Source organism: Streptomyces musisoli, from assembly GCF_016741855.1.
Classification (GTDB): domain Bacteria; phylum Actinomycetota; class Actinomycetes; order Streptomycetales; family Streptomycetaceae; genus Streptomyces; species Streptomyces musisoli.
This window is the reverse complement of the sequence record NZ_JAERRH010000033.1, coordinates 14,350-39,037: the sequence shown is the minus strand read 5'-3', so window position 1 is coordinate 39,037 and position 24,688 is coordinate 14,350. Positions and strand designations below refer to the sequence as shown.

General features: G+C 71.5%; 23 protein-coding genes. 10 read left to right on the top strand and 13 right to left on the bottom strand.

All coding sequences use genetic code 11. From position 1 onward, the window contains the following. A partial coding sequence (locus JK361_RS38040) for a DUF397 domain-containing protein (protein WP_201827207.1) occupies nt 1-128 on the top strand: 128 nt, incomplete at its 5' end. A gap of 103 nt (nt 129-231) precedes the next feature. On the opposite strand, the gene JK361_RS38035 is transcribed toward JK361_RS38040, so the two are convergent. The 5 genes from JK361_RS38035 to JK361_RS38020 form a co-directional block, all read right to left on the bottom strand. Continuing rightward, nucleotides 232-1,194 (bottom strand): EamA family transporter, encoded by a 963-nt coding sequence (locus JK361_RS38035; protein WP_372448784.1) that lies wholly within the window; start codon nt 1,192-1,194, stop codon nt 232-234. Between the two features lie 79 nt (nt 1,195-1,273). After that, entirely contained in the window at nt 1,274-3,463 is a 2,190-nt protein-coding gene (locus tag JK361_RS38030; protein WP_372448783.1) for an ABC transporter ATP-binding protein, read from the bottom strand. 117 nt (nt 3,464-3,580) lie between these two features. Beyond that, nucleotides 3,581-3,712 carry a hypothetical protein gene (locus JK361_RS42285; protein WP_262418993.1) on the bottom strand — a complete coding sequence of 44 codons (132 nt, stop codon included), beginning with the start codon at nt 3,710-3,712 and terminating at the stop codon, nt 3,581-3,583. Between the two features lie 167 nt (nt 3,713-3,879). Then, entirely contained in the window at nt 3,880-4,641 is a 762-nt protein-coding gene (locus JK361_RS38025) for a metallophosphoesterase family protein (protein ID WP_201827201.1), read from the bottom strand. Further along, nucleotides 4,638-7,745, bottom strand: a complete 3,108-nt coding sequence (locus JK361_RS38020) for an FAD-binding and (Fe-S)-binding domain-containing protein (protein ID WP_201827199.1) — start codon at nt 7,743-7,745, stop codon at nt 4,638-4,640. The genes JK361_RS38025 and JK361_RS38020 overlap by 4 nt, the downstream gene beginning before the upstream one ends. A gap of 156 nt (nt 7,746-7,901) precedes the next feature. Between JK361_RS38020 and serC the strand changes: the two genes are divergently transcribed. Next, the gene (gene serC / locus JK361_RS38015; protein ID WP_201827197.1) at nt 7,902-9,020 is read left to right on the top strand and encodes a phosphoserine transaminase; all 1,119 of its coding nucleotides are present in this window, start codon (nt 7,902-7,904) and stop codon (nt 9,018-9,020) included. Nucleotides 9,021-9,248: 228 nt separating this feature from the next. On the opposite strand, the gene JK361_RS38010 is transcribed toward serC, so the two are convergent. Continuing rightward, nucleotides 9,249-10,217 carry a WD40 repeat domain-containing protein gene (locus tag JK361_RS38010; RefSeq protein WP_201827195.1) on the bottom strand — a complete coding sequence of 323 codons (969 nt, stop codon included), beginning with the start codon at nt 10,215-10,217 and terminating at the stop codon, nt 9,249-9,251. Between the two features lie 100 nt (nt 10,218-10,317). Between JK361_RS38010 and JK361_RS38005 the strand changes: the two genes are divergently transcribed. From JK361_RS38005 to JK361_RS37990, 4 genes are all read left to right on the top strand, one after another. Further along, nucleotides 10,318-11,001, top strand: a complete 684-nt coding sequence (locus JK361_RS38005; protein ID WP_201827193.1) for a GDSL-type esterase/lipase family protein — start codon at nt 10,318-10,320, stop codon at nt 10,999-11,001. 87 nt (nt 11,002-11,088) lie between these two features. After that, complete coding sequence (locus tag JK361_RS38000; protein ID WP_307787432.1) at nt 11,089-11,226, top strand: hypothetical protein; 138 nt, start codon at nt 11,089-11,091, stop codon at nt 11,224-11,226. A gap of 185 nt (nt 11,227-11,411) precedes the next feature. Beyond that, complete coding sequence (locus JK361_RS37995) at nt 11,412-11,897, top strand: carboxymuconolactone decarboxylase family protein (protein WP_201827191.1); 486 nt, start codon at nt 11,412-11,414, stop codon at nt 11,895-11,897. A gap of 103 nt (nt 11,898-12,000) precedes the next feature. Further along, nucleotides 12,001-12,996, top strand: coding sequence for an aldo/keto reductase (locus tag JK361_RS37990; RefSeq protein ID WP_201827189.1), 996 nt, complete (start codon nt 12,001-12,003; stop codon nt 12,994-12,996). Between the two features lie 281 nt (nt 12,997-13,277). On the opposite strand, the gene thpR is transcribed toward JK361_RS37990, so the two are convergent. Then, nucleotides 13,278-13,850 (bottom strand): RNA 2',3'-cyclic phosphodiesterase, encoded by a 573-nt coding sequence (gene thpR / locus JK361_RS37985; protein ID WP_201827187.1) that lies wholly within the window; start codon nt 13,848-13,850, stop codon nt 13,278-13,280. A gap of 40 nt (nt 13,851-13,890) precedes the next feature. On the opposite strand from thpR, the gene JK361_RS37980 reads away from it, so the two are divergent. Beyond that, complete coding sequence (locus JK361_RS37980) at nt 13,891-14,415, top strand: GNAT family N-acetyltransferase (protein WP_201827185.1); 525 nt, start codon at nt 13,891-13,893, stop codon at nt 14,413-14,415. Nucleotides 14,416-14,476: 61 nt separating this feature from the next. On the opposite strand, the gene JK361_RS37975 is transcribed toward JK361_RS37980, so the two are convergent. Next, nucleotides 14,477-15,820, bottom strand: a complete 1,344-nt coding sequence (locus JK361_RS37975; RefSeq protein ID WP_372448782.1) for an MFS transporter — start codon at nt 15,818-15,820, stop codon at nt 14,477-14,479. 27 nt (nt 15,821-15,847) lie between these two features. Next, nucleotides 15,848-16,285 carry a MarR family winged helix-turn-helix transcriptional regulator gene (locus tag JK361_RS37970; protein ID WP_030642980.1) on the bottom strand — a complete coding sequence of 146 codons (438 nt, stop codon included), beginning with the start codon at nt 16,283-16,285 and terminating at the stop codon, nt 15,848-15,850. A 155-nt stretch (nt 16,286-16,440) separates the two neighbouring features. On the opposite strand from JK361_RS37970, the gene JK361_RS37965 reads away from it, so the two are divergent. After that, nucleotides 16,441-16,623: a ribbon-helix-helix protein, CopG family gene (locus tag JK361_RS37965; RefSeq protein WP_201827182.1), complete on the top strand. Its 183-nt coding sequence runs from the start codon at nt 16,441-16,443 to the stop codon at nt 16,621-16,623. 36 nt (nt 16,624-16,659) lie between these two features. Here the strand turns inward: JK361_RS37965 and JK361_RS37960 are convergent, their stop codons facing one another. Continuing rightward, a complete protein-coding gene (locus tag JK361_RS37960; RefSeq protein WP_201827180.1) occupies nt 16,660-18,111 on the bottom strand; it encodes an NCS2 family permease in 1,452 nt (483 codons plus the stop codon). A gap of 172 nt (nt 18,112-18,283) precedes the next feature. On the opposite strand from JK361_RS37960, the gene JK361_RS37955 reads away from it, so the two are divergent. Both JK361_RS37955 and JK361_RS37950 read left to right on the top strand, forming a co-directional pair. After that, nucleotides 18,284-18,550, top strand: a complete 267-nt coding sequence (locus JK361_RS37955; RefSeq protein WP_201827178.1) for a DUF2530 domain-containing protein — start codon at nt 18,284-18,286, stop codon at nt 18,548-18,550. A 108-nt stretch (nt 18,551-18,658) separates the two neighbouring features. Beyond that, a complete protein-coding gene (locus JK361_RS37950; RefSeq protein ID WP_201827176.1) occupies nt 18,659-21,055 on the top strand; it encodes an HAD-IC family P-type ATPase in 2,397 nt (798 codons plus the stop codon). A 91-nt stretch (nt 21,056-21,146) separates the two neighbouring features. Here the strand turns inward: JK361_RS37950 and JK361_RS37945 are convergent, their stop codons facing one another. The 3 genes from JK361_RS37945 to JK361_RS37935 form a co-directional block, all read right to left on the bottom strand. Then, complete coding sequence (locus JK361_RS37945; protein WP_201827174.1) at nt 21,147-21,995, bottom strand: hypothetical protein; 849 nt, start codon at nt 21,993-21,995, stop codon at nt 21,147-21,149. Nucleotides 21,996-22,224: 229 nt separating this feature from the next. Next, a complete protein-coding gene (locus JK361_RS42525; protein ID WP_307787431.1) occupies nt 22,225-23,778 on the bottom strand; it encodes a hypothetical protein in 1,554 nt (517 codons plus the stop codon). A gap of 143 nt (nt 23,779-23,921) precedes the next feature. Then, the gene (locus JK361_RS37935) at nt 23,922-24,680 is read right to left on the bottom strand and encodes a calcium-binding protein (protein WP_201827172.1); all 759 of its coding nucleotides are present in this window, start codon (nt 24,678-24,680) and stop codon (nt 23,922-23,924) included. Nucleotides 24,681-24,688 lie beyond the last annotated feature (8 nt).

Genomic DNA, 24,688 nt, shown 5'->3' with positions numbered 1-24,688 from the left:
GGGGCGAGTGCGTCGAGGTCTCCGACCTCGACCCTCACATAGCGGTCCGCGACTCCAAGAACCCCGCCCCCGCCCTCCTCTTCCCGGCCACCGCCTGGTCGGCGTTCATGGAGTCGGTGAAGGGCTGAGCGGTGGGGCGGCTGGACCCGGGAGCCCTTCACCGGTGACAGCCGCCGGCACGTGCCGGTGCGGGAGAAGACCGCCGACTGCACGCTTCGGCAGCGGGACCTGTCAGGCCTCCGGTACCCGCTTCACCCGGGCCCTGCCGCGGCCCACCTGGGTGCGGACCGCGCCGATGCTCGCCGCGATGACCAGGGCGATGGCGGCGGCCTCCATCGCCGACAGGGACTGGCCGAGGATCAGGAAGCCGGCCGTCGCCGCGATCGCCGGTTCGAGGCTCATCAGGATCGCGAAGGTGGAGGCGGGCAGGCGACGCAGGGCTAGGAGTTCGAGGGTGTAGGGCAGGACCGAGGAGAGCAGGGCCACCGCCGAACCCAGGGCGATGGTCGTGGGGTTCAGGAGGCGGGTGCCTGCCGAGGCGATGCCGATCGGGAGGAAGAGGAGGGCCGCCACCGCCATGGCCAGGGCCAGGCCGTCCGCCTGCGGGAAGCGCCGGCCCGTACGGGCACTGAAGACGATGTAGGCGGCCCACATGCCGCCCGCCCCCAGAGCGAAGGCGACACCCACGGGGTCCAGGTCGCCGAAGCCTCCGCCGCCGAGCAGGAACACGCCCCCGAGGGCCAGGCCGGCCCACAGCGCGTTGACCGCGCGGCGGGAGGCCAGCACGGACAGGGCGAGTGGGCCGAGGACTTCGAGGGTGACCGCCGGCCCCAGCGGTATTCGGGCGACCGCTTCGTAGAACAGGCCGTTCATCGCGCCCATGGCGATGCCGAAGACGACCACCGTGCCCCAGTCGGTGCGCGAGTGACCACGCAGACGGGGGCGGCAGACCAGGAGGAGGACGATCGCCGCCGCGAGCAGACGCAGGGTCACCACGCCCGGCGCGCCCGCCCGGGGCATCAGGGTCACCGCCAGGGCTCCGCCGAACTGCACCGAGACACAGCCGGCCAGCACCAGCCCGACGGGGCCGAGCGAGCCGAGGCGATGCTGCCCTCCGACGGGGGTGACCGGGGTCTGCGTGGTGGTGGGTGTGGCGGTCACGGGCGGTCCTGGTGCTTGATCGAGTTCGTGCATCGCGATGTACTTTCAAGTCCAGGGTAATGGACTTGGTCAGGTGCGTGAACCCCTCAAGCGACTGTCCCGGATGCTGGAATCAGACACCCGGCCAGACCTCCTCGCCGCGGAACAGGGGACGACCGCCGGAGAGGACCGAGGGCACGGGTCCGGGCACGGGTCCGGGCGCGATTCCGGGCGGCTGCCCGAGCGCGGGACCGGGCGGATATGCGAGCCCGTGTCCCGGCGCGGGTCCGGGTGCGTGTCCCGACGCGTGTCCGGGTGCGTGTCCCGGCGCGGGTCCCGGCGCGGGTCCGGGTGCGTGTCCCGGCGCGTCCGCGGGCGCGCCTCCTCCGTGGTCCACCGGTCCGTACGTCTCGAAGCCGGGCCGAGCCCATGCGGCTGCCGGGGCGTACGCCTCGTACCCGGCCCCGTCCCCGTACACCGGTGTCGGTGCCGGTGGCGGCTGCTCCTGCCTCAGGGGCATGCGCAGCTCGCCGGTGTCCGTGACCGCGTTGTTCTGCGAGCGGTGCAGCCGGGCGTAGGCCCCGCCCCGGGCGAGGAGATCCTCGTGGCGGCCGGTCTCCACGATGCGGCCACCGTCCACGACGAGGACGCGGTCCGCGTCGGGGGCCAGGTTGAGATCGTGCGTGATCATGATGGTCGTACGGCCGGCCATCAGCCGCCGCAGCGGTTTGACGACACGGCGGGCGGCCATCGCGTCCAGGCCGGTGGTCGGTTCGTCCAGGACCAGGACGGGCGCGTCGCGCAGGATGGCGCGGGCGATGGCCAGGCGCTGGAGCTGCCCGCCGGAGAGGCGGGCGGAGTGGGCATCGACCCGGGTGTCGTAGCCGTCGGGCAGCCCGGCGATGAAGTCGTGGGCGTCGGCCGCCCTGGCCGCCGCCTCGATCGCTCGGTCGCTGGCGCCGGGCCGGCCGCAGGCGATGTTGGCGCGCACCGTGTCGTGCAGCACCAGGGTTTCCTGCGGGAGCAGGGTGACGTACTCGCGCAGCCGGGCCAGCGGGAAGCCCCGCAGGGGCACGCCGTCCAGGCGGACGTCGCCGGCGTCCGGGTCGTAGAAGCGCAGCAGCAGCTTGGAGAGCGTGGACTTGCCGGCGCCGCTCGGGCCGGTGATGATCACCAGCTCGCCGGGGCTGACGGTGAAGGAGAGGTCCTCCAGGGCGGTGCGGTCGGCACCGGGGTAGCGGAAGGAGACGTCCCGCACCTCGACCGTGCCGTCCGGGCGGCCGCTCTCCGTGCCCTGCCGGGGGTCGGTGACCGCGGGGTTCACGTCCAGGATCTCGATGAGCCGTTCGGCGCCCGCGGTGGCCGCCGTGACCGTGAGGCCGAGCTGGGCGAGGCCGCGGACGGGCGGGTAGAGGTAGCCGAGGAAGGCGGCGAAGGCGAGGAGCTGGCCGAGGGTCATCCGGCCGGTGGAGATCTCCCAGGCGCCGATGCCGATAACGGCGAGCACGCAGACCGTCTCGATGACCTGGACCAGCTGCTCGTAGGCCTCGTTCAGGCGGGTGGAGCGGACGGAGGCGCGGAACCAGGCGGTGGCCTCCTCGTGCAGCCGGCGCCGCTCGGCGTCCCGGCGGTCGTAGGCCTGGGTGAGCACGATGTTTCCGAGGGACTCCTCCACCACGGAGGTGATCGCTCCGTCGGCGACCCGGCCCTGGCGGGAGACGTCCTTGATGGAGCCGGAGAAGCGGCGCGCGGCCAGCCAGAACAGGGGGGCGAGGACGAAGGTGGCGGCGGCCAGGTCCCAGCGCAGCCAGAACGCGGCGACGGCGTAGAAGAGGGCGGAGAAGGCCGCGGACGCGGCGCCGACCAGGCCGGACACGACCATCGTCTCGATCGCCTCGACGTCGCTGGTCAGCCGGGAGAGCAGGTCGCCCTGGCGGTGGCGCTGGAAGAAGTGCGGGGGCAGCTGCTGGACGTGGTCGAAGACGTGCTCGCGCAGCCGCATCACGAACCGCTCGGTGGCCCACGCGGCCAGTGAGTTGCCCGCGTACGCGACGAGCGCGCCGGCCACCGCGATCCCCAGCCACTTCACGGCCGGACTCCAGAAGGCGGCCAGTGAGCCCTGCCGCAGGGCGTGGTCGGTGAGATCGCCGAACAGCAGGATGGCCTCGGTCTCGGCGAGCGCGGCGAGCACCGTGCACAGCCAGACCAGCAGCAGCCGGCGGCGCAGTCCTCGGGTCAGCGGCCAGAAACGGCGGAACGCGGTGCGGGGCAAAATGGTCGGGGCATCCGCGTATTCGAGTTCCTCGGCGTCACCGTTATTCATGCGCATTACCTCCGACATTCCCGGCGTTACTTTTCATCGACCCGTCGAAATTCGGGGATCGTGACAAAAAAAGAGGGCCGACGGTGCACCGTCGCCCCTCTTCGGCTCAGCGTCGGATCACTGGTCCCGGGCCGGCAGCGGCTTGGGCAGCGGCTTCGGCGCGTGCTTCTTCGCCTTCGGCTTCGGCGGCGGCGGGAGGTGCTTCGTCTTGGGCTTGGGGGGCAGCGGGGCAAGCTTCTTGAAGCTCATTCCGACTCCTAATGTCGCACGGTTCTTGTGGTGCTGAATTCCGCGTCCGGAACCCGACACCGAAGAAGCTACACGCTTCTCGCCGGCCCGAACGGTAAAAATGGCAAAGGACCGCTGTGAATCACCTGGGAAAAGCTGGGTGTTTGTTTATGAAGCTGAGAGTGGGCTCAGGATCGCCCGTCCTTCGGCCCCCATGCCTCCAGTACCTCCGTGTCCGTCGCCCGGGCGTGCAGGAAATAGTCGGCCCACTCGGCGATGTCCGGGTAGGCGCAGTCGCGGGTCAGACGGGCGGTCGCCGCCGGGATGTCGTACGGGGTCACGCGCAGGTCGGTGCCGGGGCCCAGCAGGCACCAGTGGGCGCCCGGGCGGCCGTAGGGCATGCCGACGCTGCCGGGGTTGACGACCATGCGGCCGTGGGCCAGGCGGACGTACGGCATGTGGGTGTGGCCGCAGACGACGGTGCCGATGCCGGGCGGCAGACCGGCGAGGACCTCCGCCCAGCGGGCCGGGCGGGAGTCGACCAGGACCAGTTCCTCGTCGTCCCTCGGTGTGGCGTGGCAGAACAGCACCTTGCCGAGGCCGCGCACCCGCAGGGTGCGGGTGCGCGGGAGTCCGGCCAGGAAGTCCACCTGGTCCGGCCGGAGCGCGCGGGCGGCGTACGGGCCGATGGGGTCCGGGATCTCCGTGCGCTCGCCGCGCCGGTACTCCACCAGCTCCCGGTCCGCGTTCCCGCCGATCCACAGGACCCGGTCGCCCTGCTCCCGCAGCAGGTCCAGCACCTCGGCCGGCTGCGGGCCCGCCGTGATGTCCCCGGTGAGGACGATCCGGTCGGCGGCGGTCACCTCGGGCTCCGCCAGGACCGCCTCCAGGGCGGGCAGTACCCCGTGGATGTCGGACAGGACCGCCAGACGCGTGAATTCCTCGGTCACTTCGCCGCACCGCCTTCCTCCGGCGCCTGGCCTTCCTCCAGCGCCTGCGCCAGCACCTCCGCCAGGTGCCGGCCCCGGATCCCGGCGAGTTGTTCCAGCTGGGTGCGGCAGGAGTAGCCGTCCGCCAGGACCACCGTGCCCTCGGGTGCCCGCCGTACCGACGGCAGGAGCTGTTCCTCCGCGCAGGCCCGGGAGACCTCGAAGTGGCCCTTCTCGAAGCCGAAGTTGCCGGCCAGGCCGCAGCAGCCGCCGCTCAGGTCGCCGGTGAGGCCGGCGGCGGTGCGCAGCCGCCGGTCGGCGGTGTCGCCGAGCACCGCGTGCTGGTGGCAGTGGGTCTGGCCGGCGACCGGGCGGCCGACGGCGGGCGGGGTCCAGTGCGGGGCGTGCAGCTCCAGGGTTTCGGCGAACGTGCGTACCGCGGCGGACAGTCGGGCGGCGCGCGGGTCGTCGGGCAGGAGGTCCGGCAGATCGGTGCGGAGGGCGGCGGCGCAGCTGGGTTCCAGGACGACGACGGGGACGCCGGCCCGCAGCACCGGTTCCATCAGGTCCAGGGTGCGGCGCAGCACCGTGCGGGCGCGGTCGAGCTGGCCGGTGGAGATGTAGGTGAGGCCGCAGCAGACCCGGGCCCGGCGGGCCGTGAGCAGCGCGGTCGCCGCCCGTGTCCTGCCGTCTCCGAGCGTGCCGCGTCCCGGCAGCAGCGTGGGCGGGAGCGTCACCCGCAGCCCGGCGGCCTCCAGCACGCGGACGGCGGCCCGGCCGACGGACGGGGAGAGGTGCTCGGTGAAGGTGTCCGGCCAGAGGACGACCAGATCCCCGGCACCCCGGCCCGGCCGGTCCTCAACACCCCGCACCACCGCGTCCCCGGCACCCCGGCCCGGCAGGCCCTCGGCGCCCCGCACCACCGCGTCCCCGGCCCCGGTGGCCGGCAGGTTCCCGTCACCCGGGGCCGGGACACCCCGGGCACCCGGGCCGGACGTCCCCACGGCACCCCGGCCCGGCTCGTCTCCGGTCGGCCGTGCGGGTGTGCGGCCGCGCCACCAGTCGGTGAACGTCCGCGTCGCCAGCCGCGGGATCTCCCGCTCCGGTGCGATCCCGCCCAGCCGTTTGCCGAGGCGGGCCAGCGGCCGGACCGCCGCGAGCGCGTTGACCACCGCGGCCGTGCGGGTGCGGGCGGTCCAGCGCAGCCACTGGGGCAGCCGTCCCATGCTGTGGTGGGCGGCGGGGCGGCGGCGGCCCGCGTAGTGGTGGTGCAGGAACTCGGCCTTGTAGGTGGCCATGTCCACGCCGACCGGGCAGTCCGAGCGGCAGCCCTTGCAGGACAGGCAGAGGTCGAGGGCGTCCCGGACCTCCGTGGACCGCCAGCCGTCGGTGACCACCTCGCCCGCCAGCATCTCGTGCAGCAGCCTGGCCCGGCCGCGGGTGGAGTGCTCCTCCTCGCCGGTGGCCCGGAAGGAGGGGCACATGACGGCGGGGCCGGTCGCCGTCGTCGTACGGCACTTGGCGACGCCGACGCAGCGGCGGACGGCCGCACGGAAGTCGCCGCCGTCGGCCGGGTAGCCGAAGGCCACGTCGACCGGGCGGCGGGGCAGCACCGAGAAGCGGAGGTTCTCGTCCAGCCGTGCCGGGCGGACCAGCATGCCCGGGTTGAGCAGGTCGTCCGGGTCCCAGACCGCCTTGGCCCGCTCGAACAGCGCCACCGTCTCCGCGCCGTACATGCGGGGCAGCAGCTCCGCGCGGGCCTGGCCGTCGCCGTGCTCCCCCGACAGCGAGCCGCCGTGCGCCACCACCAGGTCGGCCAGTTCCTCGGAGAAGCGGCGGAAGCGGCCGACGCCGGCCTCGGTGAGCAGGTCGAAGTCGATGCGGACATGGATGCAGCCGTCGCCGAAGTGGCCGTACGGCGTGCCGCGCAGCCCGTGCGCGGACAGCAGCGCCCGGAAGTCGCGGAGGTAGCCGCCGAGCCGGGCGGGCGGCACCGCGCAGTCCTCCCAGCCGGGCCAGGCCTCCGTGCCGTCCGGCATCCGGGTGGCCGTGCCGCTCGCGTCCTCGCGGATGCGCCACAGCACGCGCTGGGCCGCCGCGTCGGTCACGACCAGGGCGTTCACGACGTCGGCCGCGCGCACGACCTCCTCCGCACGCGCGCGTGCCTCGGCCGGCGTCCGGCCGCCGGTCTCCACGAACAGCCAGGCACCGCCCGCGGGCAGCCCGGCCCCGGCCGGCACCAGGTCGGCGGCCATGCCCTCCACCGTGAGCGGCCCGTACGCCAGCAGGCCCGCCGCGGCCTCGGCGGCGGCGCTCTCGTCGGCGTACGACAACACGGCCAGGGCACGCGCGGGCGGGCTCTCGACCAGAGCGACCACGGCCTCGGTGAGGATGCCGAGGGTCCCCTCGGAGCCGCAGAAGGAGCGGGCGACGTCCGCGCCCTTCTCGGGCAGCAGCGCGTCCAGCGCGTAGCCGGAGATGCGGCGGGGCAGGTCCGGGAAGCCCGTGCGCAGCCGGGCCAGGCCGGCCTCGGCCAGCGGGCGCAGCCCGTCCGGGGCGCCGGCCCAGCCGGGGCCCGGCCGCAGCCGCTGCCCGCGCGCGGTGACGACGGACAGGTCCCGCACGTTGTCCGCGGTCGTGCCCCAGGCGACGGAATGGGAGCCGCACGAGTTGTTGCCGATCATCCCGCCGAGCGTGCACCTGCCGTGCGTGGAGGGATCGGGTCCGAACCGCAGTCCGTGCGGGGCGGCGGCCTCCTGGAGCCGGTCGAGGACGAGCCCCGGCTGCACGACGGCCGTACGGCTGCCCGGGTCCAGCTCCAGCAGGCCGGTCATGTGCCGGGTGAAGTCCAGCACCACGCCGGTGCCGGTCGCCTGCCCGGCGATCGACGTGCCGCCGCCGCGCGCCACCACCGGGACCCCGCGCGCCCGGCACACCTCCAGCACGGCGGCCACGTCGTCGGCGTCCCTGGGGGCCACGACCCCCAGCGGGACCCGCCGGTAGTTGGACGCGTCCATGGTGACCAGCGCCCGGGCGGTGACGTCGAAGCCGACCTCGCCCCGGACGGCCTTGCGCAGCGCTCCCGCAAGACCCGCGACATCCGCAACATCCGCACGATCCGTCATGCGTCCAGAATGCATCCGAACACGGACAGTCACCGAAGGTTTTCCACAGCCCCGCACCGATCGTCGTACGACATCACAAGTCCACGTCCCGGTGATCTCGTCTCATCGAACGGACACGTCTCCACCTCGCTTTCCGTCAGCCGTTAACCTCCTTCCGTGGCCGACATCCAGATTCCCGCTGACATCAAGCCCGCCGACGGACGCTTCGGCGCGGGCCCCTCCAAGGTGCGGACCGAGGCGCTGGACGCCCTCGCCGCCACCGGTACGTCCCTGCTGGGCACCTCCCACCGTCAGGCGCCGGTCAAGAACCTGGTCGGCAAGGTCCGCGAGGGCATCTCCGAGCTGTTCTCGCTGCTCGAGGGCTACGAGGTCGTCCTCGGCAACGGCGGATCCACCGCCTTCTGGGACATCGCCACGCACGGCCTGATCGAGAACAAGTCGCAGCACCTGAACTTCGGCGAGTTCTCCTCCAAGTTCGCCAAGGCGGCCAAGCTCGCCCCCTGGCTGGCCGAGCCGACGGTCATCGCCGCCGACCCCGGCACCCACCCGGAGCCGCGGGCCGAGGCGGGCGTCGACGTCTACGCCTACACCCACAACGAGACCTCCACCGGTGTCGCCATGCCGATCAAGCGCGTGGCCGGTGCCGACGAGGGCGCCCTCGTGCTCGTGGACGCCACCTCCGGCGCGGGCGGCCTGCCCGTCGACATCGCCGAGACGGACGTCTACTACTTCGCCCCGCAGAAGTCCTTCGCCTCCGACGGCGGCCTGTGGATCGGCGTCTTCTCCCCAGCCGCGATCGAGCGCGCCGAGCGGATCCACGCCTCCGGCCGTCACGTCCCGGAGTTCTTCTCGCTCCCGACGGCGATCGACAACTCCCGCAAGAACCAGACGTACAACACCCCCGCCCTCGCCACGCTGTTCCTGCTCAACGAGCAGCTGGAGTGGATCAACGGCCAGGGCGGTCTCGCCTGGTCCACGGCCCGCACGAAGGACTCCTCGACCCGCCTGTACGGCTGGGCGGAGGGCGCCAAGTACGCCACCCCGTTCGTCGCCGACCCGGCCAAGCGGTCGCAGGTCATCGGCACGATCGACTTCTCCGACGAGATCGACGCCGCCGCCGTCGCCAAGGTGCTGCGCGCGAACGGCATCGTCGACACCGAGCCCTACCGCAAGCTCGGCCGCAACCAGCTGCGCATCGCGATGTTCCCGGCGATCGACCCGGCCGACGTCGAGGCGCTGACGAAGTGCGTCGACTACGTGATCGAGAAGCTCTGACTTCTCGCGTACGACAGCTTTCGAGTACGACGGTGAAGGGCGCCCGGTGACGAACGCCGGGCGCCCTTCGCCGTGCGGCCCGACGTCCCACTCCGTCCCTCGTACCTCTCGCTGGCCCTGGTCACCTGCTCCCCCAACCGCGGGATGCCGGTGCTTCCCTGCCCGCTCGGCCCCTGAACGAAAGGGCGCCCGGTGAGCCGGCACCGGGCGCCCCTCGTGGGTCTTCGCTCAGCCGCCTCGCAGCCGCCGCAGGCCGAACAGCGCCGCCACGCCGACCACGACGATCACGGCGCCGATCTTGAGGCTTCCCCCGCCCCCCTTGTCCGCCGAGTCGCCGGAGCCGCCGCTGGTGGACGGCGCCTTCCCTGCGGGGCGGTCCGGGGCGTCCACCGCCTGCACGGCGCTGTCCGCGCCCTCGCTGCCGTACATCAGCTTGGTGCCGTCGGCGGAGTACGACACGGACTCGCCCTGCCCCTGGAGCGGCACCTCCAGGCGGCCCTTGCGTTCGATCCGGCCGCCGTTCCAGTCGTAGCGGATGCCGCCGAAGTAGCCGCGTACGGCGAGCTGACCGCCGTCCGGGGAGAAGGCGGCGTCGGTGGCCCAGAGGTCGACGGCGGCGACGGGCTTGAAGACGTTCGATCCGGACGTGGAGAGACTCGCCGGGCCCTCGTACAGGTGCCCGCCGTCCTCCTTCTTGTCGATGATGTAGACGCGCCCGGTCTTCGGGTGGACGAGCAGCGACTCGGCGTCGCGCGGCCCGTTCTCGTACTTCACGACGTACTGCGTGGCCGTGACCGTCTGGTCCGTCAGCCGCTTGGGTTCGGGCAGCCGGTAGATCCACACGTACGGCCACCTGCCGCCGAAGTTGTCGCCGATGTCACCGACGTAGATCTCGTTGTGCGGCCCGATCGAGATGGCCTCCACGTCCCGCGGGGAGCCGATGCCGCGCAGGGTGATCCGGGCGACGGTCCTGCCGGTGGCGCTGTCCACCGCGTACAGGTACGGCCCGTCGTCGCTGTCGTTGTGCGTCCAGTAGACGCCGGGATGCAGCCGGGAGGCGGCGAGCCCGCTCGACTCGGTGATCTGCGGGTCCTTGATGGTGAAACCTTGGTCGCCGGCCGTGTCGGCGGCGGATGCGGGCAGCGCGCAGGCTCCGGTGAGCAGCACCCCGGCGAGAACGGCGAACGATCGACGCATGCCCCCAAGACTGCCATTCCCGGCGGGGGTTCAGCAGACGTGGTCCGCCTCACAGGCCCCACTGATCCCAGCGCCCCCGGCGATCGTCCATCATGAGCGGATGCTCAGGTTCATGCCCGTGGGCGACAGCATGACGATCGGGAGCGCGGGCGAACACACGTGGCGTCACCGGCTGTGGCGGCACCTGTGCGTGGCGTACGGCGACCCGTTCACCTTCGTCGGCCCCCGCGAGACGCTGTACGACAAACAGGCCGACGCCCCGACGTCCCTCGCCTACGCCGAACCCGGCTTCCCGCGCGCCCACCTGGCGGGCTGGGGCGAGGGCTGGCTGCACATGGCCCCGCTGATCGGCGACGCGGTACGGGCCCACCGCCCCGACGTCCTCCTGGTCTCCCTGGGCCTGATCGACCTGGGCTTCTACACGAACGCCGAGCAGACGGCGGAGAACGTACGGGCCTTCGTCGCCGGGGCCCGCGAGGCCGACCCGCGCATCCGCATGGTGCTGCTGCCGGTCATCCCGAACATCCGGGCCGCTGCGGACGAGCCCTTCGCCGAACAGGTGGACCGGTTCAACGTCCTGCTCGCCAAGACGGTCGCCGACCTCGACGAGCCCCGCTCGCCGCTGCTGCTGGCCTCGCCGCCAAAGGAGTACGACATCCACACCGACACCTACGACGGCACGCATCCCAACGCGCGCGGGGAGCACCTGATCGCGGGGGCGTTCGCGGGGGCGATGTGGGAGGCGTGGGGGCTCGGACAGGCGTACGCGGCCGGAACGGACTGACCGGAATCCGGTGTCCCCGGGCTGGTGTGCCTATCGTTGTACAGCGTGGCTGCACCGGCCTCTGGACAGCCGGGCAGGAGCGCCACGATGACCGTCCTCGAAGACAGGATCGCCATGGCCGACGCCGACACCGAGCGCCTGGACGAGTGGTTCGAGCGCCTGGAGCGGATCGGTGTCGCCCAGCCGTCGTCGCCGGCACGGAGCCGGGCGGGGACGGGCGCGTGACTCTTCGGATGTGGTGCGCCTGCGCACCCCACGGCAGCCCTCCGGCGTGCCGACACCCAGGGCGGTGAGGTGGCACACGTCACACAGGTGGGGCTGTCACAGCAGGGGTCCGGCCGGCATCTCGTGGTCGTCATGACGCCGCGCCGATCGCGCGCGGCGCCTCCTCCACACCCGAGGACCACGCCATGGAACCCCGTTTCAACCTGATGTCCACCGAGTACGGCACCAAGCTCGGCAAGCGGTTCGGCAGTACCAGCCAGGCGGTCTTCCAGTCGTCACTGCCCAGGAGCACACAGGAGCTGGTGATGCTGCGCGTCAGCCAGATCAACGGCTGCGGCTTCTGCGTCGACCTCCACACCAAAGAGGCCGCGCTGGCCGGTGAGACCGCGCTCCGCCTCCACCTGGTGGCCGCCTGGCGCCACTCCACCGTGTTCACCGAGCCCGAGCGGGCCGCGCTGGCGCTGGCCGAGGAGAGCACCCGGCTCGCCGACGCCCACCAGGGCGTGGCCGACGAGACCTGGGAGCAGGTGCGCAAGCACTACGACGACGACCAGACCACGGCGCTGGTCTACCTGATCGCCATGATCAACGCGGCCAACCGGCTCAGCGTGACCGTGCGCAACCAGGGTGGCTCCTACGAGCCCGGCATGTTCGGCGACCTGTCGAACTGACCGGCGGTCACCGCGCGCCCGGCCGGCCGGGTCCGGTCCGGACCGGGCGCGCCGTCCCCGAAGTCCTTGCCTGGAGCGCACTCCAGGCCGTTGGCTGGTAACCATGGAGTACGCGCAGCTCGGACGCACGGGACTCAAGGTCGGCCGGCTCGTCCTCGGGACGATGAACTTCGGCCCGCAGACCGACGAAGCCGACAGCCACGCGATCATGGACGCGGCGCTGGACGCGGGCATCAACCTCTTCGACACGGCCAACGTGTACGGCTGGGGCGAGAACAAGGGCCGGACCGAGTCCATCATCGGCAACTGGTTCGCCAAGGGCGGCGGCCGGCGCGACAGGACCGTCATCGCCACCAAGGTCTACGGCAACATGGCCGTCGACGGCGAGGCCGCCTGGCCCAACCACGACAAGCTCTCCGCGCTGAACATCCGGCGCGCGGTGGACGCCAGCCTGAAGCGGCTGAAGACGGACCACATCGACGTCTACCAGTTCCACCACATCGACCGGAACACCCCGTTCGAGGAGATCTGGCAGGCGATCGACGTCCTCGTCCAGCAGGGCAAGATCCTCTACGCCGGTTCGTCCAACTTCCCCGGCTACAAGATCGCCCAGGCCAACGAGGCCGCCGCCCGCCGCGGTGGCACCATCGGCCTGGTCAGCGAGCAGTGCCTGTACAACCTCGCCGAGCGCCGCGCCGAGATGGAGGTCATCCCGGCCGCGCAGGAGTACGGCCTCGGTGTCATCCCGTGGTCGCCGCTGCACGGCGGTCTGCTGGGCGGGATCATGAAGAAGAAGGCCCAGGGCGGCCGCCGTGCCTCCGGCCGGGCCGCGGACACCCTGGCCGACCCGGCGGCGCGCGCACGGATCCAGGCATACGAGGACCTGCTCGACAAGCACGGTCTGGAGCCCGGCGAGGTGGCCCTGGCCTGGCTGCTGACCCGCCCCGGCGTCACCGGCCCGATCGTCGGCCCGCGCACCGCCGGACAGCTGGAGTCGGCGCTCCGGGCCGTGGAGCTGGAGCTGAGCGAGGAGCTGCTGGGCGCGCTGGACGAGATCTTCCCGGGTCCCGGCCCCTCGCCGGAGGCCTTCGCCTGGTAGGCGCCCGTTCTTCCGCGCCCTGATGCGGGCCGAAGGGGCGCGGGGCCCCGTCCGGCATGCGGCTGCGCCGCGTGAGCCCGCCCGGCCACGGACGGGCCGCGGCGGCCGGGGCCCCGCCCCCTCGGGCGCACGCCTCCGGCCGCCACCTGACAGCCGGCGGCCCCTGCCTGACAGCCGGAGGCCGCTACCTGACGGCCGACGCCACAGCCACCACCACGAACATCAACACAAGCGCACCGGCCATGATCCGGTTCCGGGTTTTCGGGTCCACGTATTCGAGACTAACCGCCCCCGCCGAGTGCCCAGCGGGTGACCACCTCGTACCTGGGCTGCTCACCCGGCACCCCGGACCTCGGCAGGTTGCTCCGCACCAGCGCCACGTCGGCGACGTCCCAGCTCCGGCCGGTGAACTCGCGCAACAGGTCCACGTACGGCCGCACGTCCACCGCGTCCCGGCTCCGCGCCACTGTGAGATGTGCCTTGTAGCGCCGGTGCTCCCCCATCGGCACTCCGGCCTTCCGCGCCGCCGCCTCCGCCCGGTCGGCCAGCAGCCGCAGCTCCGTGACGTTCCCCTGGGCCCCCGTCCACAGCGCCCGGCCGTGCCCGAACTGGCCGCCGCCCGCGAGGGACAGGGAGAACGGAGGCGTCCGCCCGGCCGCGCGGGCCAGCCGGTCCGACAGGTCCGGTACGAGGTCGTCGGCGACCTCGCCGTAGAAGGCGAGGGTGAAGTGCCAGCCGGGGCGGCCGGTCCAGCGCAGCCGGCCGGCGTCCGGCAGCTGCCGCAACCGGGCCACTTCCGCGGCGAGTTCGTCCGCGATGTCCTCCGGGGGCAGTACGGCGGCGAAGAGTCTCATGGAACTCACGATCCCAGACCGCGGCGGGCATCATGGGGCGATGACGATCACCATTCGTGAAGGCGGCCCGGAGGATCTCCCGGCGATACTCGGCATGCTCGACAGCAGCGTGGAGTGGCTGGTCTCACAGGGACGCACCGTCCAGTGGGGCACCGAGCCCCTGTCGAAGCACGAGAAGACGGTGGCCGCGGTCGCCAGGGCCATGGACGAGGGCACCACGTACATCGCCGAGGCCGACGGTGTGCCGGCCGCCACCCTCACCCTCACCGAGGGGCCCGGCTCCTATCTGTCCCACCTTCCGCCGCCCGGTGAGCCCGAGCGGTACATCCACTGGCTCGCCTCCGACCGCCGCTTCAAGGGCCGGGGCGCGGGCAGCGCGCTGCTCGCGCACGCCGCCGAGGTGACCCGGCGGGCCGGCGTGGGTCTGCTGCGCGTGGACTGCTACGCGGGCGGGGACCGCGCGCTCGTCGCCTACTACGAGGCAAACGGCTTCACCCCGACACACACCTACACCCACGGCCCGCACGACTGGCCGGGACAGGTGCTGGCCCGGAGAGTCGGCTAGCACCCGCGGGCCCCGCCGCCGGACCCTTCCGGGCCGCCGAGCGGAAACCTCACCGGGGTGCTCAGGCGGCCGTCGCCATCTGGTTCCGCTCGCGCGGGACGAAGCTGACCCGCGGGTGGCCGCCGTGCCAGCCCACCGACAGCCGCAGGCCGCCGATGCGGGCCAGGACCAGGCCGATCACGCCGGCCGCGACGGCCGAGACCACACCGCCGGCCGCGAAGCCGATCCGGGCGCCGTAGGTGTCGGTGATCCAGCCGACCACCGGCGCGCCCAGCGGCGTACCGCCCATGAACACCATCATGAACAGGGCCATCACCCGGCCCCGCATGGCCGGGTCGGTGCCCATCTGCACGGCCGTGTTGGCGGTGACGTTCACCGTCAGGCCGAAGACGCCGATCGGCACCATGAGCAGCGCGAACAGCCAGTACGACGGCGCCACCGCGGCCACGGTCTCCAGCGCGCCGAAGGCCAGCGCGGCGGCGATCAGCACCCGCAGCCGGGCCGTGCCGCGCCGGGCGGCCAGCAGGGCACCGATCAGGGAGCCGACGGCCATCAGGGTGTTGAAGAGGCTGTAGGCGCCCGCTCCGGCGTCGAAGACGTCGTCCGCGTACGCGGACAGCCACACCGGGAAGTTGAAGCCGAAGGTCCCGATGAAGCCGACCAGCACGATGGGCCAGATCAGCTCCGGCCGCTTCGCCACGTAGCGCAGTCCCTCCCGCAGCTGGCCCTTGCCGCGCGGCGCGCGCTCGACCACGTGCAGCTCGCGGGCGCGCATCAGCAGCAGGCCGGCGATCGGCGCGGCGAAGGACAGGCCGTTGGCGAGGAACGCCCAGCCGGTGCCCACACCGGTGATCATCAGGCCGGCGACCGCGGGGCCGACGAGCCGGGCGGACTGGAAGTTCGCCGAGTTCAGACTGACCGCGTTCTGCAGCTGGCCGGGCCCGACCATCTCGGAGACGAAGGACTGGCGGGCCGGGTTGTCGACGACCGTGGCGAGGCCGACGGCGAAGGCGGCGACGTAGACGTGCCAGACCTGGACATGGCCGGTGAGGGTCAGCGCGGCGAGCGCGAGTCCGGTGAGCGCCATCGAGGACTGGGTGACCAGCAGTGCGGGCCGCTTGGGCAGGCGGTCCACGAGGACGCCGCCGTACAGGCCGAACAGCAGCATCGGCAGGAACTGCAGGGCCGTCGTGATGCCGACGGCCGCGGAGGAGCCGGTGAGCGCGAGGACCAGCCAGTCCTGGGCGATGCGCTGCATCCAGGTGCCGGTGTTGGAGACGACCTGGCCGACGAAGAAGAGGCGGTAGTTCCGGATCCTCAGCGAGCTGAACATCGAGGACTTGCGGGAAACGGGGGTGGTAGTGGTCGGTGCGGGGGCGGAAGGTGTTCCGGATCCCGTACTCAAAAGGGTTCGCCTCCTTCGATGGCGCGCTTACAGGTGTGCGAGCTTCTCCAGTACGGGGGCGGCCGCGCGCAGGGCGGCCCACTCGTCCTCGTCGAGGCCCTCGACCAGGCCGGCCAGGAACGCGTTGCGCTTGCGGCGGCTCTCTTCGAGCATCGCCTCGGCCTGCTCGGTCTGGGTGACGACCTTCTGGCGCCGGTCCTCGGGGTGCGGCTCCAGCCGGACCAGCCCCTTGGCCTCGAGCAGCGCGACGATGCGGGTCATCGACGGCGGCTGGACGTGCTCCTTGCGGGCCAGTTCGCCCGGGGTGGCCGAGCCGCAGCGGGCGAGGGTGCCGAGCACCGACATCTCGGTGGGGCTCAGCGACTCGTCGACCCGCTGGTGCTTGAGCCGACGGGACAGCCGCATCACGGCGGAGCGAAGAGCGTTCACGGCGGCAGCGTCGTCGCCATGGGTAAGGTCCGGCATGTTCTTTAGCGTAACTCATTACTCTGACTAAAGACCACCGGAACACGCCCAGCATGCCCGTGACGCCCGCCACTGAACCTCCGGATCACCCGTATGGGTGAGTCGGTTCCGGAAAGTGACGCATCGGGTGGCCGGATGTGGCGACCCTCGTACGCATGGGGACCAGTGTGCTCAGCCTGCGGATGGACGGGGAGCTGCTCGAAAGGCTCCGGCACCGTGCGGCGAAAAGAGGAATGAGCGTCCAGGACTATGTCGTCCGGACGCTCATTCGGGATGACTTCGACGAGCGGTTCCAGTCCGCCGTCGAGGAGACGGAGAAGTTCTACGGGGTCACCTGACGCTCACGCGCGAGGCGGACGGGGCCCCGGGCCGGCTCAGGTGAGGCCCAGGGCCGGCATCAGGTAGTAGAAGGCGAAGACGGCCGAGACGACGTACATCGGCACCGGGATCTCCCGGCCCCGCCCGGCGGCCAGGCGCAGCACGGTGAAGGTGATGAAGCCCATGCCGATACCGTTCGTGATCGAGTAGGTGAACGGCATCATCAGCATCGTCACGAAGGCCGGGATCGCGATGGTGTAGTCCGCCCAGTCGATCTCCTTGACGGAGTTCGACAGGATCAGGAAGCCGACCGCGATCAGCGCCGGGGTGGCCGCCTGGGACGGGACCATCGTGGCGATGGGGGTGAGGAAGAGCGCCACGGCGAAGAGGCCGCCGGTGACGACGTTCGCGAGGCCGGTACGGGCGCCTTCACCGACGCCCGCCGTGGACTCCACGAAGGCGGTGGTGGCGGAGGAGGAGCTGGCGCCGCCCGCGGCGACCGCGAGGCCGTCGACGAAGAGGACCTTGTTGATGCCGGGCATGTAGCCCTCGGCGTCGGTCAGCTTGGCCTCGTCGCTGACGCCCATGATCGTGCCCATCGCGTCGAAGAAGCACGACAGCAGGACTGTGAAGACGAAGAGGATGCCGGTCAGCACGCCGACCTTGGAGAAGCCGCCGAACAGGCTGACCTCGCCGATCAGGCCGAAGTCTGGGGTGGAGACCGGGTTGCCCGGCCACTTCGGGACGGTCAGTCCCCAGGACGGGATCGTGGCGACCGCGTTGATGATCACCGCGAGCACGGTCATGCCGACGATGGAGATCAGGATCGCGCCCGGCACCTTGCGGACGATCAGCGCGAAGGTGAGCAGCGCGCCCAGGATGAAGACGAGCACCGGCCAGCCGGTGAGGTGACCGCCGGTGCCCAGCTGGAGGGGGACGGTGGTCTGCGCGGCGTCCGGCATCCGGGTGACGAAGCCGGAGTCCACCAGGCCGATCAGCATGATGAACAGGCCGATACCGATCGAGATCGCCTTGCGCAGGCCGAACGGCACGGCGTTCATCACGCGCTCGCGCAGCCCCGTGGCGACCAGCAGCATGACCACGAAGCCGGCCAGGACGACCATGCCCATGGCGTCCGGCCAGGACATGCGGGGCGCCAGCTGGAGGGCGACGACCGAGTTGACGCCGAGACCGGCGGCGAGCGCGATGGGCACGTTGCCGATGACGCCCATCAGCAGCGTGGAGAAGGCGGCCGTCAGCGCGGTCGCCGTCACCAGCTGGCCGTTGTCCAGGTGGTGCCCGTACATGTCCTTCGCGCTGCCGAGGATGATCGGGTTCAGCACGATGATGTACGCCATCGCGAAGAAGGTGGCGAGACCGCCGCGGACCTCGCGCACGACGGAGCTGCCTCGCTCGGAGATCCGGAAGTAACGGTCGAGGGCGCCGAAGCGGGACGCACCGCCCGGCTTTTCGGGGGTGGGGACCTTGGCGGGTGCCGAGGTGGACATACGAGACCTCATCACCAACGGGGTTCCCCCGAGCCTCGTTGGAGTTTCGTACGAGCGGAAGTGGTCAAAGACAAACGGTTTCAGTATGAACGTATGACTCGGAGATCGCTATCTCCGCGCGTAGACCTGATCGTCCCGTCAGCAGGGCACCCGCGGCCCATAAGCTGTCCCCATGGCCAAGTGGACCCCCAAGCACGAGGCGCCCGAGCCCCTGGAGGGCCCCGTGGTCGCCACCATCACCGGCGGCACGATCGTGTGGTTCGTGCTCTTCCTCGTCCAGCTCCCCTTCTACGGCTGGTTCGACGATCACGGGCACCTGTGGTGGCTGTGGACCTGCCTGGCCGGAGGCGGGCTGGGCCTGATCGGCATCTGGTACGTGCGCAAGCGGGACGCGGCGATCAAGCGGGACGCGGCGCTGAAGGCGGCCGGGGCGAAGTAGCCCCGCGCAGCACCCGTACGACCTGCGCAGGACCCCGGTCCTGCCCGGGTCGGGAAATCGGCTCCGCTCGGCAGGTGGACGGGCAGATCCGCACGTACCGTCGAATGCATGAGCCATATAGACGCGGGCGCTGAACTCGACCCCGTCCACCCCGTGGCCCTGCCCAGGAGCCGGCCCGAGGGGCTGACCGGCGCCGAAGTGGCCGAACGGCGCTCGCGCGGGCAGGTCAACGACGTGCCGGTGCGCAGCAGCCGGTCGCTGGGGGAGATCGTCCGGGCCAACGTCTTCACCCGGTTCAACGCCATCATCGGCGTGCTCTGGCTGATCATGCTGTTCGTCGCACCGATCCAGGACAGCCTCTTCGGCTTCGTGATCCTCGCCAACACCGGCATCGGCATCGTGCAGGAGTGGCGGGCCAAGCAGACCCTGGACTCGCTCGCGGTGATCGGGGAGGCCCGGCCGACGGTACGGCGGGACGGTGTGGCGACCGAGGTGGCCACCGACGAGATCGTCCTGGACGACCTCATCGAGATCGGCCCCGGTGACAAGATCGTGGTCGACGGCGTGTGCGCGGAGGCGGACGGGCTGGAGATCGACGAGTCGCTGCTCACCGGTGAGGCCGACCCCGTCGTCAAACGCCCCGGCGACCGGGTCATGTCCGGCAGCTTCGTGGTCGCGGGCGGCGGCGCCTTCCATGCCACCAAGGTCGGCCGCGAGGCCTACGCCGCCCAGCTCGCCGAGGAGGCGTCCCGCTTCACGCTCGTCCACTCCGAGCTGCGCAGCGGTATCTCCACGATCCTGAAGTACGTCACCTGGATGATGGTCCCGGCCGCCGCCGGACTCGTGGTCACCCAGCTCGTCGTCAAGAACGACGACGTCAAGGACGCCGTGGCCCGCACGGTCGGCGGGATCGTGCCGATGGTGCCCGAGGGGCTGGTACTGCTCACCTCCGTGGCCTTCGCGATCGGGGTCATCCGGCTCGGCCGCAAGCAGTGCCTCGTGCAGGAGCTGCCGGCCATCGAGGGGCTCGCCCGCGTCGACACCGTCTGCCTGGACAAGACCGGCACCCTCACCGAGGGGGGCATGGACGTCACCCAGCTACGGCCGCTGGACGGAGTGGACGAGAGTTACGTCCGCAAGGTGCTCGGCGCGCTCGGCGAGTCCGACCCCCGCCCGAACGCTTCCCTCCAGGCGATCATCGACGCCTACCCGGACAGCGTGGACTGGCGCTGCGTCGAGTCGCTCCCCTTCTCCTCCGCCCGCAAGTACAGCGGGGCCTCGTTCAGCGAGGGCGACGGCGAGAACAGCACCTGGCTGCTGGGCGCCCCGGACGTCCTGCTCGGCGCCGACGACCCGGCCCTGGCCGAGACCGAGCGGCTCAACGAGCAGGGGCTGCGGGTGCTGCTGCTGGCCCGCGCGCGCCGCGACCTGGACGACACCGAGCCGGCCCGGGGCGCCCGCCCCACCGCCCTGGTCGTGCTGGAGCAGCGGCTGCGGCCCGACGCGTCGGACACCCTGCGCTACTTCGCCGAGCAGGACGTCCGCGCCAAGGTCATCTCCGGGGACAACGCGGTGTCGGTCGGCGCGGTCGCCGGCAAGCTGGGCCTGGAGGGCACGGCGGTGGACGCGCGGCGGCTGCCCGCCGACCCGCCGGCGATGGCCGAGGCGCTGGACTCGGCCACCGTCTTCGGGCGGGTCACCCCGCAGCAGAAGCGGGACATGGTCGGCGCGCTCCAGACGAACGGCCACACGGTCGCGATGACCGGGGACGGCGTGAACGACGTGCTGGCCCTGAAGGACGCGGACATCGGGGTCGCCATGGGCTCCGGTTCGGAGGCCACGCGGGCGGTGGCCCAGATCGTGCTGCTGGACAACAGCTTCGCGAGCCTGCCCTCGGTGGTCGGCGAGGGCCGCCGGGTGATCGGCAACATCACCCGTGTGGCGACGCTGTTCCTGGTGAAGACGGTCTACTCGGTGCTGCTGGCGCTGCTGGTGGTGTGCTGGCAGGTGGAGTACCCGTTCCTGCCCCGGCACCTGACCCTGCTGTCCACGCTCACCATCGGCGTCCCCGCCTTCTTCCTGGCCCTCGCCCCCAACAAGGAGCGGGCGAAACCGCACTTCGTGCGCCGGGTGATGCGGTACGCGATCCCCGGCGGCGTGATGGCCGGGGTGGCGACCTTCGTCACGTACCTGCTCGCCCGGCACCACTACTCCGGCACGGGCGCCCTGGACGCGGAGACCAGCGCCGCCACCCTGACCCTGTTCCTGATCTCCATGTGGGTGCTGGTGATCATCGCCCGCCCCTACACCTGGTGGCGGGTGACGCTGGTGGCCGCGATGGGGGTGGCGTTTCTACTGGTCCTCGCGGTCCCCGCCCTTCAGGACTTCTTCGCGCTGAAACTGGTCGGCATGACGATGCCGTGGACGGCGGTCGGTGTGGCGGCGGTGGCGGCGGCCGCCCTGGAGTACCTGTGGAGGTGGGTCGGCCGCCGTTTCCCGGACTAGGGCCTCTCGTCTGGATCACCGCGGGCCCGGGACAGTGCCGTCCCGGGCCCGCGGTGCCGTGCCGGTCGGGCCGCCGCCCGACGTCCACGCGCTATCGCACGTCGACGTAGTCACCGGCGGCGCTGGCGTACGAGGCGTACGCGCTGCCCGCGTAGGTGAGGCGCCAGTAGCCGTCGTACGCGGCGGTGGCGGTGCCCTTCAGGTTGCCGGACGTGTCGGACTTGATCGTCTTCACGTTCGTGTACGTGCTGGTGCCGGCCTTCTTGAACTGGAGCGTGACCGTCTGGTTCGTGAAGGCGTGGTACTTGTTGTCCTCCCAGCTGACGCGGGTCAGCTTGCCGGTGGTGGTGAGGGTCGCGCCCTTGGTCACCGGCTCGGGGCCCGCGTCGGCGGTGACGATCACGTTGCGGAGCAGCTTGGTCGTGGCCATGCCGCCCTGCTCCTTGAACCCGACCTTGCTGTAGTCGGGGTTCTCCGGGTCCTGCCCGTTGAGGGCGCCGGCCTCGACGGCGACCGTCCAGGTGCCGACGTCGGTGTTCAGCAGGTCGCCCTCGGACGGGTAGAGGTCGATGGTGCCCTTGCAGGTGGCGGTGCCGTCGGAGGTCGTGCTCGCCGTGCAGGTGGCGCTGTCGGACTTGTCGTAGCCCAGTTCCGTGGCCGTGTCGGAGCCGAACGTGCCGCGGTAGAGGTAGGCCTGGCTCCAGAAGTCGGGCTGCTCGATGTCCACTTCGGAGCCGTACTTCAGCGTGTACGAGTACGCGATCCTGAGTGCGCCGGTGGGGGCGCCGATCTTGGTCGACGAGGCGATCTTGACGTCCGAGAAGCTGACGTTCAGGTCGTACGGCGTCCCGTCGGTGCCCGTGGCCTGAGCGGCCGGGGCTGCGAAGGCGGCAAGGGCCAGGGCGCCGGTGACGGCAGCCACGGTGGCACGAATGCGCATGTAGGTGTCCCTGGAGGGAGAAGTGATCGGTGAGTCGGTTGACTCAGGCGATCAGATCACCGGAGGGGCCGGAGGGTTGTACCGCAAGAGCGGATCCCGCCAATTGTTGATCTGAGGATTACCTGTTCGTGACGTAAGTGAGAGGGAACGTTCCGGCCCCGGGAGCGGGATGCCGCTTCCGGGGCCGGCCGTCGCCCCACCGGACGGGCGCCTCTTACCGCACGTCCTCCTACTGCACGTCGACGTAGTCACCCGGCGAGACGACGTCCGGGGTGATCCAGCTGTGCGGGTACGTGAGGCGGTAGTAGCCGTCGTAGGTGGCGGGGGTCGTCGTCGTGACGTGGCCGCCGTCGGCGACCCCACCGGCGGACTTGAGCCTGGTGTAGCTGCTTTCGGTCTTCTTGCGGTACTCCAGCACGGCGAGCACGCGGGAGGAGAAGCCGTGGTACTTGCCGTCGTCCCAGCTCGCGCGGGTGATCCGGCCGGTGACCGTGATGGTCCCGCCCTTCTTCACCGGCTCCGGCGCGGCGTCCGCGGTCAGCTTGGTGAAGCGGTAGAGCGGGAAGTCCTTGGCGCTGTCCCGCTTCGCGAGCCCGATCCTGCCCGGGTCCTCGGGGTCGTCCGGGTCCTGGCCGTTGAGGTCGATGGCGTAGATACCGGTCTCCCAGACGCCGGCCAGGTCGTTGCGCAGTTCGGCCGGGTCGGCCGTGAGGGTCGCCGTGCACGTCGCCAGGGTGGTGGGCTCGCTCGGGGAGTCCACGCAGGTGGGCCTGGCGGCGTCGAGGAGGGCGACCGCCTCGTCGAGGGAGCCGCCGCGGTACAGCTCCAGGCCGACCACGAAGTCCGGGGCGTGGATGTCGACGTCCGCGCCGTGCCGCAGCGTGAACGAGAAGGCCGTCTTCTTCGCGGTCGTCGTGCCGACGGTGATGTTCCCGCCGCTGAGCCTGGTGTCCTGGAAGGTGACGTCCAGGCCGTGGGGCGCGCCCTTGGCGGCGGCCGTCGTGTCGGTCGCGGTCGCGCCCCGCACGTCGACGAAGTCACCGCCGCCCGCGGACCGGGCACTGGTCGAGGCGCCCTTGAAGCTGAAGCGGAAGTAGCCGTCGAGCGAGGCGATGGCGGTGGCCTTCACCCGGCCCTGCGAGTCCGCCCTGACGGATCCCCTCGGGAGCGGGGCATAGGCGCTGCCGCCCTTGCGGCGGAAGCCGAACGACACGTCCGGCGAGCGGTAGGCCTCGTACTTCAGCGTCTCCCAGTCGACGCGGGTGATGGTGGCCGCGGCGGTGACGGTGTCGCCCTTCCTCACCGGCTCCGGGGTGGCGTCGGCGGTGGTGATCCTGGTGGCGCGCTGGAGGTAGAAGAAGCCGGCGTTCTCCTTGTCCTGGTAGCCGCCGTCCTGGCCGTCGACCCGCGCGTCCACGTACCAGGTGCCGGCGTTCGCGTTGGTGAGGTGGTCCGCCTTCGGGTCGATCGTCACCGAGGCGGTGCAGGTGGAGGTGGTGGCGTCGGCCTGGGTGCAGACGGGCTTGCCCGTCGACGCGTGCCCGTTGCCGGGGCCGTGCAGTTCGAACGCGTCGGCGCCCTTGATGCCCGAGTCGTCCGTGGCGGTGACGCTGACGTCGAAGGTCACCGCCGAGGTGCCGACCGGCACCAGGTTGTCGCCGCCCACGACCACCTTGGTGATCCGGGTGTCGCCCTCACCGCCGACGGCCCGGGCGGCCGGGACGGCGAAGGCGGACAGGGCCAGGGCGCCGGTCGCGGCGACCGCGGTGGCGCGAATACGCATACGTTCCCCCGAGTGGAGAAGGGTGGACCCGGGGTCCGGTGACGGTGGCCGTCCGGACCCCGGGGGTGGTTGGTGACCGGCGACGGATCGCTCGGATCGCCTGGTCAGACCCACGAACTATGCGAACAGTTGTACTAGTTGGCTCAGTTCACGTCGACGAGGTCGCCCGCGGCGCCGACCGCGGCGGTGGCGGAGTTGCCCGCGAAGGAGAAGCGGTAGTAACCGTCGACCGTGGCGGTGGTGGTGGTCTTCAGGTTGCCCCTGGAGTCCGTCTTGACGGTCTTCAGCGTGGTGTAGGCGCTGGCGCCCTTCTTCTTGAACTGGAGCTGGACGGACTGCGAGGCGTAGCCGCCGTACTTCAGCGTCTCCCAGTTGGCGCGGCTGAGGGCGCCCGTGACGGTGATCGTCCTGCCCTTCTTCACCGGCTCCGGGGAGGCGTTGGCGGTGAGCTTGGAGGCGCGCTGGAACCAGAAGGAGCCGGCCTTCTCCTTCCAGTTGTAGTCGCCGTCCTTGGCGTCGATCCACGCGTCCACGTACCAGGTGCCCGCGCTCTTGTTGGAGAGGTAGTCCGTCCTCGGGTCGATCTTCACCGAGGCGGTGCAGGTGGAGGTGGTGGCGTTGACCGTGGTGCAGACGGGCTTGCCGGTCGACGCGTACCCGTTGTCGGGGCCGTAGAGGTCGAAGCTGTCGGCGCCCTTGATGCCCGAGTTGTCGGTGGCGGTCACGCTGACCTTGACGGTCACCGCGCTGGAGGTGCCGACGGACACCTTGTTGTCACCGTCCACGACCACCTTGGTGATCTTGGTGTCGCCCTGGCTGCCGGACGCCTGGGCGGCCGGAACGGCGAGAGCGGACAGGGCCAGAGCGCCGCCCACGACGGCGACAGAGGCACGGATGCGCATGTTTTGTC

Coding starts and splice junctions, on each gene's coding strand:
- JK361_RS38035 (WP_372448784.1), bottom strand. CDS start 1,194: ATGCACGAACTCGATCAAGCACCAGGACCGCCCGTGACCGCCACACCC.
- JK361_RS38030 (WP_372448783.1), bottom strand. CDS start 3,463: ATGAATAACGGTGACGCCGAGGAACTCGAATACGCGGATGCCCCGACC.
- JK361_RS42285 (WP_262418993.1), bottom strand. CDS start 3,712: ATGAGCTTCAAGAAGCTTGCCCCGCTGCCCCCCAAGCCCAAGACGAAG.
- JK361_RS38020 (WP_201827199.1), bottom strand. CDS start 7,745: ATGACGGATCGTGCGGATGTTGCGGATGTCGCGGGTCTTGCGGGAGCG.
- JK361_RS38010 (WP_201827195.1), bottom strand. CDS start 10,217: ATGCGTCGATCGTTCGCCGTTCTCGCCGGGGTGCTGCTCACCGGAGCC.
- JK361_RS38005 (WP_201827193.1), top strand. CDS start 10,318: ATGCTCAGGTTCATGCCCGTGGGCGACAGCATGACGATCGGGAGCGCG.
- JK361_RS38000 (WP_307787432.1), top strand. CDS start 11,089: ATGACCGTCCTCGAAGACAGGATCGCCATGGCCGACGCCGACACCGAG.
- JK361_RS37995 (WP_201827191.1), top strand. CDS start 11,412: ATGGAACCCCGTTTCAACCTGATGTCCACCGAGTACGGCACCAAGCTC.
- JK361_RS37990 (WP_201827189.1), top strand. CDS start 12,001: ATGGAGTACGCGCAGCTCGGACGCACGGGACTCAAGGTCGGCCGGCTC.
- thpR (WP_201827187.1), bottom strand. CDS start 13,850: ATGAGACTCTTCGCCGCCGTACTGCCCCCGGAGGACATCGCGGACGAA.
- JK361_RS37980 (WP_201827185.1), top strand. CDS start 13,891: ATGACGATCACCATTCGTGAAGGCGGCCCGGAGGATCTCCCGGCGATA.
- JK361_RS37970 (WP_030642980.1), bottom strand. CDS start 16,285: ATGCCGGACCTTACCCATGGCGACGACGCTGCCGCCGTGAACGCTCTT.
- JK361_RS37965 (WP_201827182.1), top strand. CDS start 16,441: ATGGGGACCAGTGTGCTCAGCCTGCGGATGGACGGGGAGCTGCTCGAA.
- JK361_RS37960 (WP_201827180.1), bottom strand. CDS start 18,111: ATGTCCACCTCGGCACCCGCCAAGGTCCCCACCCCCGAAAAGCCGGGC.
- JK361_RS37955 (WP_201827178.1), top strand. CDS start 18,284: ATGGCCAAGTGGACCCCCAAGCACGAGGCGCCCGAGCCCCTGGAGGGC.
- JK361_RS37950 (WP_201827176.1), top strand. CDS start 18,659: ATGAGCCATATAGACGCGGGCGCTGAACTCGACCCCGTCCACCCCGTG.
- JK361_RS37945 (WP_201827174.1), bottom strand. CDS start 21,995: ATGCGCATTCGTGCCACCGTGGCTGCCGTCACCGGCGCCCTGGCCCTT.
- JK361_RS42525 (WP_307787431.1), bottom strand. CDS start 23,778: ATGCGTATTCGCGCCACCGCGGTCGCCGCGACCGGCGCCCTGGCCCTG.
- JK361_RS37935 (WP_201827172.1), bottom strand. CDS start 24,680: ATGCGCATCCGTGCCTCTGTCGCCGTCGTGGGCGGCGCTCTGGCCCTG.